The sequence below is a fragment of the Neopararhizobium haloflavum genome (genome assembly GCF_002750855.1).
Taxonomy (GTDB): Bacteria; Pseudomonadota; Alphaproteobacteria; order Rhizobiales; family Rhizobiaceae; genus Georhizobium; species Georhizobium haloflavum.
This window is the reverse complement of the sequence record NZ_NWUC01000007.1, coordinates 168,781-186,092: the sequence shown is the minus strand read 5'-3', so window position 1 is coordinate 186,092 and position 17,312 is coordinate 168,781. Positions and strand designations below refer to the sequence as shown.

Here is a 17,312-nt window from a genome sequence, read left to right as displayed (position 1 = left end):
CAGCATGGCACGAGTGGCACTCGTCACGGGAGGGTCGCGCGGTATCGGCGCGGCCATTTCCAAGGGGTTGAAGGACGCCGGTTACACCGTCGCGGCGACCTATGCCGGCAACGACGAAAAGGCGAACGCGTTCAAGGAGGAAACAGGCATCTCCGTCTACAAGTGGGATGTTTCGAACTACGACGCCTGCAAGGAGGGGATCGCTAGGGTAGAGGCCGACCTCGGCCCGATTGATGTGCTCGTCAACAATGCCGGCATCACACGTGACGGAATGTTCCACAAGATGACGCCCGAGATGTGGAACGAGGTGATCAATACGAACCTGACGGGTCTGTTCAACATGACCCACCCGATCTGGACCGGCATGCGCGACCGAAAGTATGGCCGTGTGATCAATATCTCTTCGATCAACGGGCAGAAGGGCCAGATGGGTCAGGCAAACTATTCGGCGGCGAAGGCCGGCGATCTCGGCTTCACGAAATCGCTTGCCCAAGAGGGGGCTCGATCGGGCATCACGGTCAACGCTATCTGCCCCGGTTATATCGCCACCGAAATGGTGATGGCCGTACCGGAGAAGGTCCGCGATTCCATCGTGGCGCAGATCCCGGCTGGCCGCCTGGGTGAGCCGGAAGAAATCGCGCGTTGCGTCGTCTTCCTGGCATCGGAAGATGCAGGCTTCATCAATGGCTCGACGATTTCCGCCAATGGTGGCCAGTTCTTCGTTTGATGGCATAGCAGTTCATCAGGGCCGCTCGGTCTGGCGGTCCTGATGCAACGCGCGGAAGCGGCTTGGCTGGAGGCCGGTCCGTCTCAGGAAGAAGCGGGAGAAATACGCGGTGTCCTCGAAGCCGAGCGATAGCGCGATCTCCTTTACCGGTTGTGTCCCGAAAATCAGATCCCGTTTGGCTTCCTCGACGAGGCGTTCGGCCAGGATCGTCTGCAGCGTCTGGCCTCGCTCCTGTCTCAGAATGCGTGTCAAATGCGTCTGAGACATGCCGAGCATCTCGGCATAGTAGGCAACAGGGCGGTGGGCGCGAAAATGTGCCTCGATGAGCCCCGCCAGCCGGTCCATTCGCTGGATATCGCGCCGGCAGCCGCCTTGCTCGGCGGGCCAAAGGTCTTCGAGGCGAGCGGAAAGGATGAGGGCGCGCATCAGGAGGCTTTCCACGATCCTTTCGTGGCCTCGACGCCGCGCGCGATACTCCAACGAAAGTTCACCCAGCGCCTCGGTGACCGCGCCGCCCGGATGCAGCGCCAGCGCGTCGGCTTGGTCACGCGCAAGCAGCGGTTCGGCGTCCGCGCCCAGCAGGCCGGACAAGCGCATTGCCGCAATCGTCAGGACGTAACCGTCGACGTCGTGTGAAAAACGAAAGCCGTGGATGCTGCCGGTCGGAACGCGGATGAGGCATGGCAGGGCGAGTGACCGATAGCCCGCGCCGATGGTCAGTTCCGCCCGCCCGCCGATTATGTGGAGAATTTGATAGTAGTGTCGGTGGCGATGGGGACGGATCTCCCAGCCATGTTCCCTTGAACGCTCGAATATCGGCTCGAAGTGAAGCTGAAATTCCGGCGTTGCCTGAGGCCGATGCGCCTCGTCGCCATAAAGATCATAGGTAGGAACGGTGATTGCCATGGATCATATGCTTCATGCGGCATGGTCGAAAAGTCCAGTCGTATGATCCGATCGTCCCTTTCTTTGAAACGCCCGGACGGTCAATCTTCCTGGTATTCATGCGGAGGAAATCCATGTCCAGGACACGTACCCAGGTTGTGATCATCGGCTCCGGCCCATCAGGTCTCCTGCTCGGTCGGCTCCTGACAAAGGCAGGTATCGACAATGTCATCCTCGACCGGGTCAGCGCCGCGTATATCCTGGGGCGCGTGCGCGCCGGTGTTCTGGAAGAAGGCACGGTGCACAAGCTCGAAGAAGCGGGCGTGGCCGAAAGGATGCATCGGGAGGGACTGCCGCATTCCGGCTTCGACCTGACCTTCGACGGGCGACGCCACCGTATCGATCTTGAGCACCTGACCGCCGGCAAGAAGGTGATGATCTACGGCCAGACCGAGGTAACGCAAGACCTCATGGACCAGCGCACACGCGATGGGGCCTCGACCATCTATGAAGCGGAGGATGCGCAACCTCATGCTTTCGACGGCAGCCAGCCATACGTGACATATCGCAAGGACGGCGTTACGCATCGCGTGGATTGCGACTTCATCATCGGTTGCGACGGCTATCACGGACCAAGCCGCAAGGCTGTGCCGGAAGCGGCGCTGAAGACGTTCGAGAAAGTCTATCCGTTCGGCTGGTTGGGAATCCTAGCCGAAGTCCCCCCCGTCAGCCACGAGCTGATCTATGCCAATCACCCCCGCGGCTTCGCGCTGTGTTCGATGCGCACCGAGACGCGCAGCCGCTACTATGTCCAATGCTCACTCGACGACAAAGCGGAGAATTGGACCGACGACATGTTCTGGGATGAGATTCGACGGCGGCTGCCCGATGAGGTGGCGCAGGCGATGACCACGGGCCCATCATTCGAAAAGTCGATCGCGCCGCTGCGGTCGTTTGTCGTGGAGCCCATGCGTTTCGGCAAATTGTTCCTCGTCGGCGATGCGGCGCACATCGTGCCGCCGACGGGAGCAAAGGGGCTCAACCTAGCCGTATCCGACGTGCACTATGTGATGGAAGGGCTGGCAGGACACTATCTCGACAAGTCCGATGTCGCGCTCAACGGCTATTCGGAGCGGGCACTTTCGCGCGTGTGGAAAGCGGTCCGTTTTTCCTGGTGGATGACGACGATGATGCATCGGTTCGACGACAACGGCACCTTCGGTCAGCGCATCCAGGAAGCCGAACTGGACTATCTGGTGCATTCGGAGGCGGCATCGAAGTCGCTGGCGGAGAATTACGTCGGTCTGCCCTACTGATGGTCGCGCATGTTGGCATGGCGGGCGAGGCTGGATAGCGCCAGAACCACCAGAAACAACATCGGCAAGGCAGTGAAGACGATCGAGAAGCTCGTGAACTCGGCGATGAAACCGATCAGAGACGGCGCGACCAGAATCCCGGAGTAGCCCATGAAAGTGACGACGGACAGCGCTATGCCTTGCGCCATACCCGGTAGGTTGCCGGCAGCGGAAAAGGCAATCGGGACCATGTTGGAAATCCCGATGCCGGATATGGCGAAGCCGACGATCGCGATCGTTGCAGTCGGAGCCTGACCCGCAATCATCATGCCCGCGAAAGCAAAAAGCGCGCAAACCCGCAGCGTGGTGACGGCACCGAGCTTTTCGCGGATTGGATCGCCGGCAAAGCGCATCAGTGCCATGGTGGCGGAGAACGCGCCGAAGGCCAGACCGGACTGGGTCAGCGTCGAAGACAGTTCCTGCCTCAGGTAGAGCGCGCCCCAATCGAGGATGGCGCCTTCCGGCATCATGGAAAACAGAGCCATGATGCCGACGAGATAAGGAATTGGGCTTTGTGGCAGGCGTAGCGGTACCTTTTCCTCGGTGTGGGTCGTCTTGTCTTCGCTCACCATGCCGACAACGCCAAGGACCACGGCGGTCAGGAATAGTGTGACCAACAGGACATGGGCCATGATGCCGACCGCGCCAATCAGGAGGCCGCCGAGCGCCGCGCCAAAGAGACCGCCCAGACTCCAGAAACCGTGACAGGACGACATGATCGGCCGGCGCATGCGCTTTTCCACCAGGACAGCATTGGCATTCATCGCCACGTCCATCGCGCCGATCAATCCGCCGAGCAGGAAGATGGTGATCGCTGCAACCGGCACCGTCGGTGCGAGCGTGAGAAGCAGCAGCGTGGGAAGACCGAGAATGCTGGTGACCTTCACCAGTCTTGATGATCCAAGGCGTGCGATCATGCCGCCGACGACCGGCATCATCAGCAACGAGCCCAGGCCGAATGCCAGGATCATGAGCCCGAGCGCGCTCTCGCCGAGGCCGAGCCGGCTGGCGAATTCGGGAATCTTCGGGGCCCAGCTGCCAACCGTGAAGCCATTGGCAAAGAACAGCGCTGAGATCGCCATCCGGCCCCTCGGAAACGAGGAGACGCGCATGGTTTCGTGCGTCGCGTCGATTGGACTATGCATGAGCATGCCTTGGAAAAAAGAGAGTGGTATTCCCGCTCCCTTAAATCGATTAGATGACAAAGAAAAGGCAGCTCGCGCCAAATAGCGCTCCCGCCGATCAATCTGCCTCGAATGCCGCGAGAAGGTCCTTTGCATCGATCTGGTCACCGGCCTTGACCAACACCTCGGCGATCGTGCCATCGCGGTCGGCATGGATTGCCGTTTCCATCTTCATCGCTTCGATCGAAAGCAGTACGTCACCGGAGGAGACCTTCTGGCCGGGCGATACGGTGACGCTTGAGACGACACCCGGCATGGGCGCGCCGATGTGGTCTGCATTGCCAGCTTCGGCCTTGCGACGCGCGCCGCTGCCGGCGCCCTGGCTTCGATCGGGCACCTTGATGCGACGCGGCTGACCGTTCAATTCGAAAAAGACGGTGATCATGCCCTTGTCGTTGGGCTCGCCGATCGCCTGGTTGCGAACGACCAGTGTCTTGCCCTTTTCCAGATCGACATAGAGTTCGTCGCCGATATCGAGACCATAGAAATAGGCCGGTGTCGGCAGCACGCTCACAGGACCATAGGTCTCGGCGGCCAGCGCATAATCGGTGAATACCTTGGGGTACATGAGGTAGGAGGCGAACTCCTGTTCATCGATCTCGCGTTCCAGTTTTTCTTCGATCTCCCGACGCTCGGCGGGCAGGTCCGCAGCTTCGAGGAGCGCGCCGGGCCGCTCGGTATAAGGTTTTTCATCCTTCAGGATGCGTTCCTGCAAGTCCTTGGGCCAGCCCGAGGGTGGCTGGCCGAGGTCGCCGCGCATCATGGAAATCACGGAATCGGGGAAGGCGATGTCCTTCTTCGGATTCTCCACGTCGGCAACGGTGAGGTCCTGGCTGACCATCATCAATGCCATGTCGCCGACGACCTTTGAGGAGGGAGTGACCTTGACGATGTCACCGAACATCCGGTTGGCGTCGGCGTAGGTCTGCGCGACCTGGTGCCAGCGCGCTTCAAGCCCCATGGATCGCGCCTGTTCCTTCAGATTGGTGAACTGTCCGCCGGGCATCTCATGCAGATAGACTTCCGAGGCCGGGCCGCGCAGGTCGCTTTCGAAGGCGGCATACTGATTGCGCACGGCTTCCCAATAGAAGGAAATGCGGCGGATCCATTCCGGATCGAGTTCCGGATCGCGCTCGGTTCCGCGCAACGCCTCGACGATCGAGCCGAGGCAAGGCTGGGACGTGTTGCCGGAGAGGGCGTCCATCGCTGCATCGACGGCATCGACACCGGCGTCGACAGCGGCAAGCACCGTGGCGGCGGAAATGCCGGAAGTGTCGTGGGTGTGGAAGTGGATCGGCAGGTCGGTCGCCTCGCGCAGCGCCTTGAAAAGCTGTTTCGCGGCTGCCGGCTTCAAGAGGCCGGCCATGTCCTTCAACGCGATGATGTGAGCGCCGGCCTGATCGAGTTCGCGGGCCAGCGCGACATAGTATTTCAGATCGTATTTCGGTCGGGAGGCATCGAGGATGTTGCCCGTGTAGCAGATCGTCGCCTCGCAGAGCTTGTCGGCTTCGCGAACCGCATCCATCGACACGCGCATGTTGTCCACCCAGTTGAGGCAGTCAAAGACGCGGAACAGATCGATGCCGCCGGCGGCGGCCTGGCCGACGAAATGCTTCACGACATTGTCGGGGTAGTTCTTGTAGCCGACGCCGTTGGCGCCGCGCAGCAGCATCTGGAGAAGGATGTTGGGCGCGCCCTCCCGCACGAGCGCCAGCCGCTCCCAAGGGTCTTCTGTCAGGAAGCGCATGGCCACGTCGAATGTCGCGCCGCCCCAGCATTCCAGTGAGAAGAGGTTCGGCAGCGCGCGGGCGTAGGTGCCGGCGATGCGCGCGATATCGTAAGTGCGCATGCGCGTTGCCAGCAAAGACTGGTGGCCGTCGCGCATGGTTGTATCGGTGAGCAGCACGCGTTTTTCCGCGCGCATCCATTCGGCGAACTTTTCAGGGCCGAGCGCGTCGAGCTTCTGCCGCGTGCCATCGACGACTGTGTCGTCTTCGATGTGCGGTACAACCGGTTTGGCCGCTTCGGCCGGGGGCAAGGGTCGCCCCTTGACCTCGGGGTGGCCGTTGACCGTGACGTCCGCAAGGTAGGTGAGAAGCTTCGTGGCGCGATCCTGGCGGCTGACCTGTTCAAAAAGCTCGGGCGTCTCGTCGATGAATTTCGTCGTATAGGAATTGTCGCGAAACTGCGGATGACCGATGATGGCTTCGAGGAAAGTCAGGTTTGTGGCGATGCCGCGAATGCGGAATTCGCGCAAAGCCCGGTCCATGCGCAGAATCGCTTCTTGCGCGGTCGGCGCCCAGGCCGTCACTTTTTCCAGCAACGGATCATAGTAGCGCGTGATGACGGCGCCGGAATAGGCGGTCCCCCCATCCAGCCTAATGCCGAAGCCGGTGGCGCCGCGATACGCGGTGATCCGCCCGTAATCGGGAATGAAATTCTGCTCCGGATCCTCCGTGGTGATGCGGCACTGCAGAGCGTGGCCGTTCAGCCGTATCTCCTCCTGCCGGGGGACGCCCGATTCCGGCGTACCGATCGCCTCGCCTTCGAGAATATGGATCTGCGCCTTGACGATATCGATGCCGGTTACCTCTTCGGTCACCGTGTGCTCGACCTGAATGCGTGGATTTACCTCGATGAAGTAGAATTCCTGGGTTTCGACATCCATCAGGAATTCGACGGTGCCGGCCCCGACGTAGTTCGTCGCCTCGGCGATCTTCCGAGCATAGCCCGCGAGCTCGGCGCGCTTGCCGTCGGACAGATACGGCGCAGGGGCACGCTCGACGACCTTCTGGTTCCGTCGCTGGATGGAACAATCCCGCTCGAAGAGGTCGACCACGGTGCCATGGGTGTCGCCGAGGATCTGGCTTTCGACGTGGCGCGCCCGTTCCACGAGCTTTTCCAGATACACCTCGTCCTTGCCGAAGGCTGCCTTGGCCTCTCGTTTGGCTTCGGTGACTTCTCGTGCGAGATCGCCCGCCTCGCGGATGACGCGCATGCCACGGCCGCCGCCGCCCCAGGAGGCTTTGAGCATGACGGGAAAGCCGACCTCTTGCGCCATCCGGCGTACTTCGTCCATGTCATCGGGCAGCGGTTCGGTGGCAGGAACGACCGGCACACCAAGTTCGATCGCAAGATTGCGGGCGGCGACCTTGTTGCCGAGCTGGCGCATCGTCTCGGCCGAAGGCCCGATGAAGATGATGCCGTTTTCGGCACAGGCATCGGCGAATTCCGGGCTTTCGGAAAGCAGGCCATAACCTGGATGGATCGCATCGGCGCCGGATAGCTTGGCAACGCGGATCACTTCCGGGATCGACAGATAGCTCTCGATCGGGCCGAGGTCCTTTTCCAGATGGGGCCCACGGCCAACCTGATAGCTCTCGTCCGCCTTGAACCGATGCAGCGCGAGCTTGTCCTCTTCCGCCCAGATCGCGACCGTCTTGATGCCCAGTTCGTTGGCCGCTCGAAAGACGCGGATCGCGATCTCGGAACGATTGGCGACGAGGATTTTCGAGATGGGCAAGGGCGTCTCCCAAAGGAAAGAAACGAGAAGGAAACCGCCGCGGCAGCGACGTGTCGTATCGGAGACTGTTTACCTAGCGCAGTTTTGTTGCACTGCAAACGGGTCGGATGGCCGGTCGGCTACGATATCAATCCGAGGCGAAAGGCGATCGCGATGGCGTGATGGCGATTTTTGGCCTGCAGCTTTTGCTGGATACCGTTCATGTACCAATCGACGGTGTGGTTCGACAGTTCGAGTTCGGTGGCGATCTCCGGCGAGGTGAGCCCTTCCGACAGGTAGCTCAGCGCTTCCATCTCCCGATGGGTCATCTTGATCTCGACATTTTGCGCGAGTGCGCTTCCGACGTCGGGCTCCACCAGTTCGAGAAGTCGCCAGAACGCGCAGCGTGCGAAGCTGTCGAACAGCGCAATGTCCGCCCGCGTCAGGTCCACAGGACGGCCGCCGACGGTCAGGTGTCCCAGCAAGCCGCGTCGGCCGTGCACCGGGAAGCAGTAGCCATCCTCCAGGCCGAACTTCTTCGCGTCGGCCATCATCCGTTCCATGCGGCGACCATGAGAGTCGTTGACGTGCACGACGGCGCTCTCGGTCCACCGGAAGCCGTGTCGCACATGATTGAGGTATCGGATCACCGGGTCGATCAGGACATATCTCTTCTTGATGTAGGTTTCGGGCCAGCCTTCGGGAAAGCTGCCGGTCAAGATGAGACGCATCGGGTTTTCGTGCGGCTTTGGCTGGCGCAGGATTCCGAAATAGTCAAAGCCGTATTGCCGCGTCAGATCGGCAATGATCGATACAATCTCTTCGACGGTGTCTACGCCCTCGATTTCGTCGATCGCCGCAAGAATGGCATTTGGATTCAAGATTGGCGCTCCGGGCGAGATTCTGGACAAGTTCAGTCGGGTCCAGCCGCCGAACTACCCCACAAAACTACTGGGAAAATCGCTGAAAGTGCAACGGGAAAGGCGGCACAATCGACAACTGCGTTTCCCAACCGGCGGTGGTGCGCTGCAGCGAAGGCCAACCAAGAGCCGTAGTTCCAAGGGATGCTGCCAACCTTCGGTGATCACATGCAGTACTAAAGAGCTGGTTTGCCGGGTCAGACAGGAGAAAAAGTCGCGGCGCTCAGGAACAGCAGCACCGAAGATGCGTTGGGCCGGCATGGCGGGGAACGCGCTTATCAATTCAACAAGGACCATGGATATGCCCAAGATCGAAACGGCAAGAATCGCCATTCTCGCGACCGACGGATTTGAGCGGTCGGAACTGCACGAGCCCTACGATTTTCTGAAGTCGAAAGGTGCCACCGTCGACATCGTTTCGCTGAAAAAGGGCGACATCAAAAGCTGGGATGAAAACGATTGGGGCGACACGATCGCCGTCGACAAGACGCTCGACGAGGTATCGGTCGAAGACTACGACGCGCTGGTTCTGCCAGGCGGCCAGATCAACCCAGACCTGTTGCGCGTCGAGACCAAAGCCGTTGACTTGGTGCGTGCTTTCGCTCAATCGGGAAAGACGCTCGCCGCCATCTGCCACGGCCCCTGGCTCCTGGTGGAGGCCAATGTGGTTCGCGATCGCGACGTCACATCCTATCCGTCGATCAAGACGGACGTGCTTAACGCCGGCGGTCGGTGGACCGATCGGGAAGTGGTTGTAGACGAAGGCATCGTGACCTCTCGCAACCCCAAGGACCTGCCGGCGTTCAACGCCAAGATCGTCGAGGAGATCGAGGAAGGCCGTCACCAGCGTGGTATCGCAGCGGAATAACGCCGAAGGGACGGCGGTTCTCGTGACCTGAAATGGGGCGGCCAGTGCCGCCCCTTTTTGTTTATCCGGACGAAGGCGTTTTCCTGAAGGGGTGCGGCTTGCCGTCTCAGACAAGTTCGTCAGGTACGAGCCACGATCTTCGGGCATGGGCGTCCAGGTGGCGGCGCGGAAAAGTGACGATGAAGCCCTGGCGCTCGTCCGCATCGCCCTTGGCGTTTGCCTTGGCGATCCGGTTCCACTGGGAAAGATGATCCGAGGTCCAGTCCGAGGTGTCCATATCCAGCGCGTGTTGCCACAACAGTACGCGATAGTCGCGCACCCGGGTGCCCGCCAAGTCACGCCACACGATCGCGGTTTCGGTATCCGTTACAAGGCTGCGTTCGTTGAGATTGGCAGAGCCGATGATCGCAGTCTTGTCGTCGCAGACCAGCGTCTTGGCGTGGATGTAGATCGTGTTCTTGATGATGTCGTCGGCATCGTCCTTTTCAGGATCAGGCAGAATGTCGTCGCGGGGCATTTGCATGGAGTAGATGCCGATCCGCTTGCCGAATGCGTCATAGAGCAGATCGGTGTTTTTCTCTCTCAGATACTGGCCGTGGCGCGTTGCTATGTTCGGCTCTTCCTCAACGAAAGCGTCCTCGGGAATCAGTGGCAGAACAAGGATCAGTTCGAGCTTCTTGTTCGCCGTTGCACGATCGGCCAGAGCTTTCGCGATCGGCGTTGAGCGGATGTACTGGTTCTCGATGTAAAGGAAGTCCTCCGCCTTGGAGATGACATCCAGATAGGCGTCCTTGATCTCCATGATCTGCTTGCGCGGTGAGCGGGAGAACCAGGCGCGGTTCTGGCGAGACAACGTGCGTAGCGGCTTGACCTCCACACCATCTTCAATCGCGGGACATTCGGCCACTTCGGTATCGAGTTTCGGGATGCCAATTCCGTCGGGCAGAGGCGCGATCGAGTCAGGCGGCATGGCGTTCTTCATGAAGGCAAGGCTGTCCTCGCGCTCCTCATTCCACCGGCTGCGGAAGTGGCTGGCGAAGAATCGCGCGACCGGGCCCTCCAGCCTGCAGGCGACGTCGTGCCACGGAAAGGCATTGTCGTGATCCCAGTCGTCTTGCCGCTTGGCGTTGATGTCGAGGCCGCCGAGGAAGACGATGCGGTCGTCGATAACGCACAGTTTCTCGTGATGGGCGGCCGGGTAGAATCCTGGAAAGGCGTTTTTCCTGACCTTCGCAGATTTGCCGTCGAACGTGATGAATGGCCAGAGGCCGGGGGCATTGGCGATGGCGTCGCGGCGCTCCTTGAGCGGCTCGATCTCGTTGATCTCGGCGATCTTTTCCGCAAGCTTGAACCTCAGGATCGGCTGCGCCGCAGCGCGCGCAACAGGTCCCCATCGGGTGTCGTGCCTGGAGCACATGACGGAGAGGCGGTTCGTCGCGTCCTTATCCAGGCCTTCCGTGATCCTGGAGAGCTTGCGGTAGGAGTTCCAGGCGTCGAGATGAAATGTCGATCCGATGACCGGGTCGAAATCGGCGATCACGATGCGCAGTTCGACGCCACGCTTTACCACCTCTCGCAGCAGGTCGGTCAATGTTTCCGCCTTGATGTTCTTCGTTGTCTTCAGGGCGGGGTCGAGGGTCCAGTATGCCATATGGATCGATCGGGATGCTTCCTCGATCGCCCTTTCTATGGCTGCAAAAGTTGCCTGGCCCCCGATCAGTGGTTCGATGCGATGGCCTTCAGTGAAATCTACCGGATCCGGGTGGGTAGCGAACAGTTCGTCGTCACGGTCTGCTGATTTCATCGGCAACTCCAAGCCTTCCGAGCGGTTTTGTCTGCGTGCCGGTCACAAGGCTGAGCCGGCCCCGTCGATCGTGCCTGTCGGCGGTGTAGGTGACGACACTGAATGCGTACGATGAAATGCTAAAACACACGATGGCTGAAGCGGTTCCAGAAAGACTGTGTTCTCAAATTCACCGCAATCCGGGAAGAAATCTGCCGGCTGGTGATCGGGCACGGCGTGCGCCTCGTAGAAGGCTCCATGGAAAACAGACAGTCCACCCTCGTGCACGGGCACGTTGATCGTCGTCAGGGGCGCGCCCTTTATCGCCAGACGGTCGGCGTCGTGGCGGCGGCGGGCTTCTGCCTGATGATCGCCAATGTCTATGCATCCTCGGTCGCGACCTTCGGTTTCGTTGCCGCCCTGACATCAACGGCGATCTATCTGACCGTCAGCGCGATCATCGTATCGAGAATCCTTGCCTTCCACCCCCACAGCGTTTTCGGCTGGCCGAACACGGTGACGCTGGCACGCACGGTGCTCGCCGCCCTCATTGCCGGCTACGCGGCGGAGGTCTCGCATTGGACGCTGCAGCCGAGCAGTCATCTGGCCTGGACCTTTGCCGGCATGGCCGTGCTTGCCGTCTCGCTCGACGGGCTCGATGGCCTGCTGGCGCGGCGGGTTGGTCCACGATCGGCCTTCGGCGCCCGCTTCGACATGGAGAGCGACGCGCTCGTCATCCTCATCCTGTCCGTTCTTGCCTTCGTGCTCGACAAGACAGGCCCATGGGTCGTGCTCATCGGGCTGTCGCGTTACGTCTTCATCGGCGCGGCATATCTGTGGCCCTGGCTTTCGCGCCCAATGCCGCCATCGCTCAGGCGGAAAGGGGTCTGCGCGCTGCTTGGTATCCTTCTCAGTGGCCTCGTCATGCCGGTCGTGGATGGGACGTTCGCCGTCATCATTGCCGCGTCCGCGCTCGGTCTGAACCTGATGTCCTTTGCGATCGACATCGTCTGGCTCAGCCGAAACCGCGCCGGAACCGACGTGCAGAGCGTACCATGACACGCCGGCTCAGGACCGCCTGGGGCATGTCGCGGTCCCTCGTGATCTATCACGGTCAGCCGTGGCGCAAATGGCAGTTGCGACGGCACTACGGGCGCATCATCCGGCGCGGGGATTTGTGCTTCGATATCGGCGCGCATGTCGGCAACCGCAGTGCGGCAATGCTTGCGGCAGGTGCGCGGGTCGTTGCGTGCGAGCCGCAGCCGGCCTTCCGCTCCTTTCTTTCCCGTTTCGTGCGCAGCGACCGCTTCCAGCTGGTCGGAAAGGCCGTTGGGCGCGAGCCGGGACAGATGACGCTTCACATTTCCAGCCGGCATCCAACGGTCACCACGCTCTCGGCGCAGTGGATCGAAGCGGTTGGCGACAGCGCCGGGTTCGGCGGAGTGGAATGGGACACGCGCGCCGAAGTCGAGGTAACGACGCTCGACGCCTTGATTGCTGCATACGGCGTTCCTGCCTTCTGCAAGATCGACGTGGAGGGGATGGAAAGCGAGATTCTTGCCGGTCTCAGCCAGCCGATAGCCCTCGTGGCATTCGAGTATTTGCCGGCGACCATCGACATGGCCCATGCCTGCATCGACAGGCTGAACACGCTCGGCGCCTACGAATACAATTTGGTGTCGGGGGAAAGCCATCGGTTCGAAAGCGAACAATGGTTATCGGACATCGATTTGCGGTCGCGGCTGGCCGATTGCGCGGCGAGCGGCCGGTCCGGTGATATCTATGCCCGGACTCTCAGCCTCGGCCCGGACGGTCGTTGACCGATCTCAACGACGCCTCTTCCAGACCAGAAGCAGCCCCGGCGCCGCGCCGGCGATGCTGAGAAGCGCGTAGAGCAAGGCGGCTGCGAGGCCATAGGAGCCTGCGTGGCCGGCCAGCGGCCAAAGCGCTGCTGCCGCGCCTTCACGGATGCCGAAGCCGCCGACCGATATGGGGATCAGCATGGTCAGGAGAACCAAAGGCACGAGGGTGATCCAGGCGGGCCAGGATAGCGGGGCGCCGACGGCCGCGGAGGCTATCGCAAAGACGGCGATATAGAGTAGGGCGATGACGATGCTCAGAACGCCTTGCACCAGCCATGCGCCCTGGCGAAACCATGCGCGGATGATATCCGGCCCGGTGTCCGCGACAAACCGGCGCGCGGGCTCTGGACCGAAACGGAGGACCGCCCACGCGGCGGCGGCCACGATGGCAACGGCGAGAAGCGGCAGTGCCAGAAGCGTGAGGGTGCCCTCAGGACGCGATCCCGTCAGAAGCAGCGGCCAGGCAAAGGCCCCAGCCGCGGCTATGAGGCAAAACGCTGCCTGCCCGGCCAGGCGTTCAAGCATGACGGCCCGCACCGTTGCGGGTGCATCGCGTCCCGACGAACCGCCCGCGTCTTGCGCCGTCATTCTGTAGGCCCGCAGCACATCGCCGCCGACCCCACCGGGAAGAACGAGATTGAGCAGGCTTGCGAGATAGTATTCGCCGATCGCCGTTCTCGTGCCGATTGGCTGGCCGAGGCGCATGGCGGTGAAACGCCAGCGCAGCGCGGACAGGACGATCTGTCCCTGGACCAGAAGAAGAGCGACGAAGATCAGCAGCGGATCGGCGTTGAGGAGGCTTTCGAGCGCATCGCCGAAATCGACGACGATCATGATCGCGACGAGTAGTCCGATGACGCACAGCACGCGTATGACATTTCCATGCCGCTCGGGCATCATGGACCACGGTTGGCGGATGCGCATCCGCTTGTGGTCAGACATCGAGAGCTTCGCCGCGTGTGGCCATTGGGAGGATCCGGTTCATCTTGAAGCACACAGATAAAGCACATCACTGGTTCTGCCACGGCGTGCGCACAATCGCCGCAAGTATGACCCCGCTCGGGGCAAGGCGATCAAAGAGCCGATCGGTGAGCGCATTGCGGGCTGACGTCCGGACAGCGAGACAGTCTTGATGATCGTCGTCTGGCTCGCACTGGTGATTTTTGCACTCGGACTGCCGAACGACACCGCAGAATTCGGCGTCGGTCCGTTCTTGTCCGTGCCGCTAGAGCTGCCGGTGGCTATCCTCCTCATGGCGCTTGCTCCTTCCGTGCTTGGCCCCGTCGTCCGCTTCGGCGCTGCGTTGGGTCTCGCGCTCCTTACCGTGATCAAACTTGCCGATATGGCGGCGATCCAGGCGCTTGGCCGGCCCTTCAGCCCCATCCTTGATTTTCATCTTCTCGGTGCGGCCTGGAACCTCATTTCCGGCGCAATCGGTACACCCGGTGCGTGGCTGCTGGTCGTCGCGCTTGTGGGCGTCCTCATCGCTATAGCGTGCCTATCGTTCTTCGCCATCGACGCCCTTGAACGCCTCGCGCGCAGGCGCCGGTCCATTGCAGCCGGCTTTTGCGCGGCCGTGATTGCCCTCGGGCTCTCCATACCCGCCGTCTATCCGAACAATCGGTCTGCCGATTTCACCTCCAGCAAAAGCACCGACTTGATGGTTCGCCATGCGCAAGCCTTCACCACAAGTCTTCGCGATCTGGAGGACTTCGAACGGCAGGCGCGCGTTGATGTCGCCGCGGCAATCCCCTCCGATGTGCTGTTCTCGCGCCTGAAGGACAAGGACGTACTGCTTGTCTTCATCGAGTCCTACGGCCGGACGGTTCTGTCCAACCCGCTTTATCGCCCGCATGTGGAGCCAGTGCTGCGAGAATTCGACAGGGTTGTGGAAGAAAAGGGGTATGCGGCGGCCAGCGGCTATCTGACCTCGCCGGTGGCCGGCGGGCAGAGCTGGCTCGGACATGCCAGCGTACTCTCGGGCCTTTGGGTCGACAATCAGCGTCGCTACAACGCCCTGGTCGTCAGCGAGCGCGCCACGCTGATCGATGATTTCGACCGGGCCGGTTGGCGCACGGTCGCCGTGATGCCGGCGATCACGATGGCCTGGCCTGAAGGAGAAGCCTTCGGCTATGACGCCATCTACGACGAAGATGCTCTTGGATACGAGGGGCTGCCCTTCAACTGGGTGACGATGCCGGACCAATATACCTTGTCGGCTTTCGATCGGCTGGAGCGCGAAAGGAAGGACCGACCTCCGATTTTCGCCGAGATCGCGCTCATTTCCAGCCACGCGCCCTGGACGCCCATTCCTGAACTGATCGACTGGGAATCGATCGGCGATGGCCACGTGTTCGACAGCCAGGCCCGCAGCGGCGATACGCCCAAGGAGGTTTGGAGCGACCCCGATCGCGTCAGACTGCAGTTCCGCCTTTCGATAGAGTATGCGCTCGCCAATCTTTCCTCCTATGTCGAGGAACGTCTGGATGACGACTTTGTTATGGTCGTGCTCGGCGACCATCAGCCGTCCCGCATGCTCACCGGTGAGACGGAGAATCGCGACGTGCCCTATCATGTCATTTCCGACGACATGGCCCTTGTCGGTGAATTTCGGCGGCGGTGGGGGCTCGCAGATGGCATGCTCCCGTCGCCGCAGGGTCAGGCGGTGGCCATGAACGCGTTTCGTGAGCGGTTCGTACGGGCTGCCAGCGGCATCGAGGCAGAAGAGGCGCCGCTACCGCCAGCTGCCGACGGTGAACCGCTTGGTCCCACATAGCGCAGGCGAGACGAGGGCCGATGGGTTCTTCCAATGACGGGGCTGTGTCGATGACGCGATGCCTGACTTACACCGCGCCGGGCGTGGCGGAAATCCGCAAGGTGCCGGTCCGGCTGGGCGAGGGCGATACCACTCGCGATCTTTCCACACTTTACACCGGGATCAGCCGCGGCACGGAGCGGCTTGTCTACCAGGGGAAAATCCCGCCAAGCGAGTATCACCGCATGCGCGCGCCGTTCCAGCATGGCGATTTTCCGTTTCCGGTCGGCTACGGCTATGCGTGGGTCGGTGCGGACGCGGACGGTCGATGGTTCGGTCTGTTTCCGCATCAGGAAAGGGTGGAGGCATCGCGAGCGGCGCTGATCCGACTGCCGGAAGGCGTACCGGCGCGCAGAGCCATCCTCGCCGCCAACATGGAAACCGCGCTCAACGTCGTCTGGGACGGAGCGATCGGTCCAGGCGACAGCGTAAGCATCGTCGGCGGCGGCGTGCTCGGTCTGCTTGTGGCAGGCATCGCTTCCGACATTCCCGGCACGAGCGTGACAGTCATCGACATCAATGCGCAGCGTGCGGCCGTTGCAGAGGCGCTCGGCGCCCGCTTTGCCAGACCCGAAGACGCGCGCGACGACCAGGATATCGTCATTCATACCAGCGCGAGCGAGGCCGGGATCACCACCGCGCTGGGCTTGGCGGGGACAGAAAGCACGGTTGTGGAGGCCAGCTGGTATGGGAATGAATGTCCCTCCTTGCCGCTCGGCCAGTCGTTTCACAGCAAGCGGCTCGTCCTGCGCTCCTCGCAGGTCGGCATGGTGTCGCCCACGCGCCGCGCGCGCTGGACCCATCGACGCCGCCTGGAAGCCGCGCTGGCGTTGCTGCGCAGCGACAAATATGACGCGGTGATCACCGGCGAAGTGCGCTTTGACGAGCTGACACGGCGCATCGGTGAAATCCTCGATCCACAGGCGGACGGGCTGGCGACCGCGGTGTCCTATTCATAACGAGAACGGGCTTTCGTGCCCGAAAAGCAAGGGAGTTTGGATGTCTCACTATTCCGTCGAGTTGCGCGATTCCATCATGATTGCCCATTCGCTCAAGGATCCGTTCTTCGGGCCTGCGCAAAGCCTTCATGGAGCGACGTTCACGGTCGATGTCAGCTTCGTTGCAAGCCGGTTGAACGGCAAGAATGTCGTCGTCGATATCGGCAAGGCGATGGAAGCGCTTGCAGCGACGCTCAAGCCGCTTAACTATCAGAACCTCGACGAATTCGATCCGTTCGACGGTCAACTGACAACTACGGAATTCCTGGCCCGGTACATTTTCGACGAACTGGCGGAATGCGCGCGGACCGGCGGGCTTGGCGAAGGGTCGGGGAACGTCGAGGAAATCCATGTGCTTCTTCATGAATCGCATTTCGCCAGGGCGGGATACCGGGGCAGCGTGCGCTGACATT

General features: G+C 61.4%; 14 protein-coding genes. 8 read left to right on the top strand and 6 right to left on the bottom strand.

The features are described from left to right. Window positions 1-4 precede the first annotated feature (4 nt). On the top strand, window positions 5-727 hold the full coding sequence (locus tag CN673_RS15860; RefSeq protein ID WP_099867352.1) for a beta-ketoacyl-ACP reductase: 723 nt from the start codon (window positions 5-7) through the stop codon (window positions 725-727). A 15-nt stretch (window positions 728-742) separates the two neighbouring features. Here the strand turns inward: CN673_RS15860 and CN673_RS15855 are convergent, their stop codons facing one another. Then, on the bottom strand, window positions 743-1,633 hold the full coding sequence (locus CN673_RS15855; protein ID WP_099867351.1) for a helix-turn-helix domain-containing protein: 891 nt from the start codon (window positions 1,631-1,633) through the stop codon (window positions 743-745). A 113-nt stretch (window positions 1,634-1,746) separates the two neighbouring features. Here CN673_RS15855 and pobA point away from each other — a divergent pair, with 113 nt between their 5' ends. After that, entirely contained in the window at window positions 1,747-2,928 is a 1,182-nt protein-coding gene (gene pobA / locus CN673_RS15850; protein ID WP_099867350.1) for a 4-hydroxybenzoate 3-monooxygenase, read from the top strand. Here pobA and CN673_RS15845 read toward each other — a convergent pair. The 3 genes from CN673_RS15845 to CN673_RS15835 form a co-directional block, all read right to left on the bottom strand. Continuing rightward, window positions 2,922-4,112, bottom strand: a complete 1,191-nt coding sequence (locus CN673_RS15845; RefSeq protein WP_099867478.1) for an MFS transporter — start codon at window positions 4,110-4,112, stop codon at window positions 2,922-2,924. The genes pobA and CN673_RS15845 overlap by 7 nt on opposite strands. Before the next feature lie 97 nt (window positions 4,113-4,209). Then, complete coding sequence (gene pyc / locus CN673_RS15840) at window positions 4,210-7,674, bottom strand: pyruvate carboxylase (protein WP_099867349.1); 3,465 nt, start codon at window positions 7,672-7,674, stop codon at window positions 4,210-4,212. A 119-nt stretch (window positions 7,675-7,793) separates the two neighbouring features. After that, window positions 7,794-8,534 carry a helix-turn-helix transcriptional regulator gene (locus tag CN673_RS15835; protein WP_245409950.1) on the bottom strand — a complete coding sequence of 247 codons (741 nt, stop codon included), beginning with the start codon at window positions 8,532-8,534 and terminating at the stop codon, window positions 7,794-7,796. Window positions 8,535-8,874: 340 nt separating this feature from the next. On the opposite strand from CN673_RS15835, the gene CN673_RS15830 reads away from it, so the two are divergent. Next, window positions 8,875-9,441, top strand: coding sequence for a type 1 glutamine amidotransferase domain-containing protein (locus CN673_RS15830; protein ID WP_099867476.1), 567 nt, complete (start codon window positions 8,875-8,877; stop codon window positions 9,439-9,441). Window positions 9,442-9,547: 106 nt separating this feature from the next. Here the strand turns inward: CN673_RS15830 and CN673_RS15825 are convergent, their stop codons facing one another. Further along, window positions 9,548-11,245 (bottom strand): phospholipase D-like domain-containing protein, encoded by a 1,698-nt coding sequence (locus CN673_RS15825; RefSeq protein ID WP_099867348.1) that lies wholly within the window; start codon window positions 11,243-11,245, stop codon window positions 9,548-9,550. Window positions 11,246-11,482: 237 nt separating this feature from the next. Here CN673_RS15825 and CN673_RS15820 point away from each other — a divergent pair, with 237 nt between their 5' ends. Together CN673_RS15820 and CN673_RS15815 are read left to right on the top strand one after the other, a co-directional pair. Continuing rightward, complete coding sequence (locus CN673_RS15820) at window positions 11,483-12,283, top strand: CDP-alcohol phosphatidyltransferase family protein (protein WP_099867347.1); 801 nt, start codon at window positions 11,483-11,485, stop codon at window positions 12,281-12,283. A gap of 26 nt (window positions 12,284-12,309) precedes the next feature. Then, the gene (locus tag CN673_RS15815) at window positions 12,310-13,044 is read left to right on the top strand and encodes an FkbM family methyltransferase (RefSeq protein ID WP_245409949.1); all 735 of its coding nucleotides are present in this window, start codon (window positions 12,310-12,312) and stop codon (window positions 13,042-13,044) included. Window positions 13,045-13,050: 6 nt separating this feature from the next. On the opposite strand, the gene CN673_RS15810 is transcribed toward CN673_RS15815, so the two are convergent. Then, window positions 13,051-14,028: a lysylphosphatidylglycerol synthase transmembrane domain-containing protein gene (locus CN673_RS15810; protein ID WP_245409948.1), complete on the bottom strand. Its 978-nt coding sequence runs from the start codon at window positions 14,026-14,028 to the stop codon at window positions 13,051-13,053. A 190-nt stretch (window positions 14,029-14,218) separates the two neighbouring features. Between CN673_RS15810 and CN673_RS15805 the strand changes: the two genes are divergently transcribed. Genes CN673_RS15805 through CN673_RS15795 form a run of 3 tightly spaced genes read left to right on the top strand, consistent with a single transcriptional unit; the run spans window position 14,219 to window position 17,308 of the window. Next, entirely contained in the window at window positions 14,219-15,862 is a 1,644-nt protein-coding gene (locus tag CN673_RS15805) for a sulfatase-like hydrolase/transferase (RefSeq protein ID WP_099867346.1), read from the top strand. A 20-nt stretch (window positions 15,863-15,882) separates the two neighbouring features. Further along, window positions 15,883-16,860, top strand: a complete 978-nt coding sequence (locus CN673_RS15800; protein ID WP_099867345.1) for a zinc-dependent alcohol dehydrogenase — start codon at window positions 15,883-15,885, stop codon at window positions 16,858-16,860. Window positions 16,861-16,900: 40 nt separating this feature from the next. Further along, entirely contained in the window at window positions 16,901-17,308 is a 408-nt protein-coding gene (locus CN673_RS15795) for a 6-pyruvoyl trahydropterin synthase family protein (RefSeq protein ID WP_245409947.1), read from the top strand. The last annotated feature ends 4 nt before the right edge of the window (window positions 17,309-17,312 follow it).

Bases quoted from the DNA above. Each gene is read 5' to 3' on its own strand.
- CN673_RS15830 (WP_099867476.1), top strand. From the start codon at position 8,875: ATGCCCAAGATCGAAACGGCAAGAATCGCCATTCTCGCGACCGACGGA.
- CN673_RS15805 (WP_099867346.1), top strand. From the start codon at position 14,219: ATGATCGTCGTCTGGCTCGCACTGGTGATTTTTGCACTCGGACTGCCG.
- CN673_RS15800 (WP_099867345.1), top strand. From the start codon at position 15,883: ATGGGTTCTTCCAATGACGGGGCTGTGTCGATGACGCGATGCCTGACT.
- CN673_RS15855 (WP_099867351.1), bottom strand. From the start codon at position 1,633: ATGGCAATCACCGTTCCTACCTATGATCTTTATGGCGACGAGGCGCAT.
- CN673_RS15820 (WP_099867347.1), top strand. From the start codon at position 11,483: ATGGAAAACAGACAGTCCACCCTCGTGCACGGGCACGTTGATCGTCGT.
- pobA (WP_099867350.1), top strand. From the start codon at position 1,747: ATGTCCAGGACACGTACCCAGGTTGTGATCATCGGCTCCGGCCCATCA.
- CN673_RS15815 (WP_245409949.1), top strand. From the start codon at position 12,310: ATGTCGCGGTCCCTCGTGATCTATCACGGTCAGCCGTGGCGCAAATGG.
- CN673_RS15810 (WP_245409948.1), bottom strand. From the start codon at position 14,028: ATGTCTGACCACAAGCGGATGCGCATCCGCCAACCGTGGTCCATGATG.
- CN673_RS15825 (WP_099867348.1), bottom strand. From the start codon at position 11,245: ATGAAATCAGCAGACCGTGACGACGAACTGTTCGCTACCCACCCGGAT.
- CN673_RS15795 (WP_245409947.1), top strand. From the start codon at position 16,901: ATGTCTCACTATTCCGTCGAGTTGCGCGATTCCATCATGATTGCCCAT.
- CN673_RS15845 (WP_099867478.1), bottom strand. From the start codon at position 4,112: ATGCATAGTCCAATCGACGCGACGCACGAAACCATGCGCGTCTCCTCG.
- CN673_RS15860 (WP_099867352.1), top strand. From the start codon at position 5: ATGGCACGAGTGGCACTCGTCACGGGAGGGTCGCGCGGTATCGGCGCG.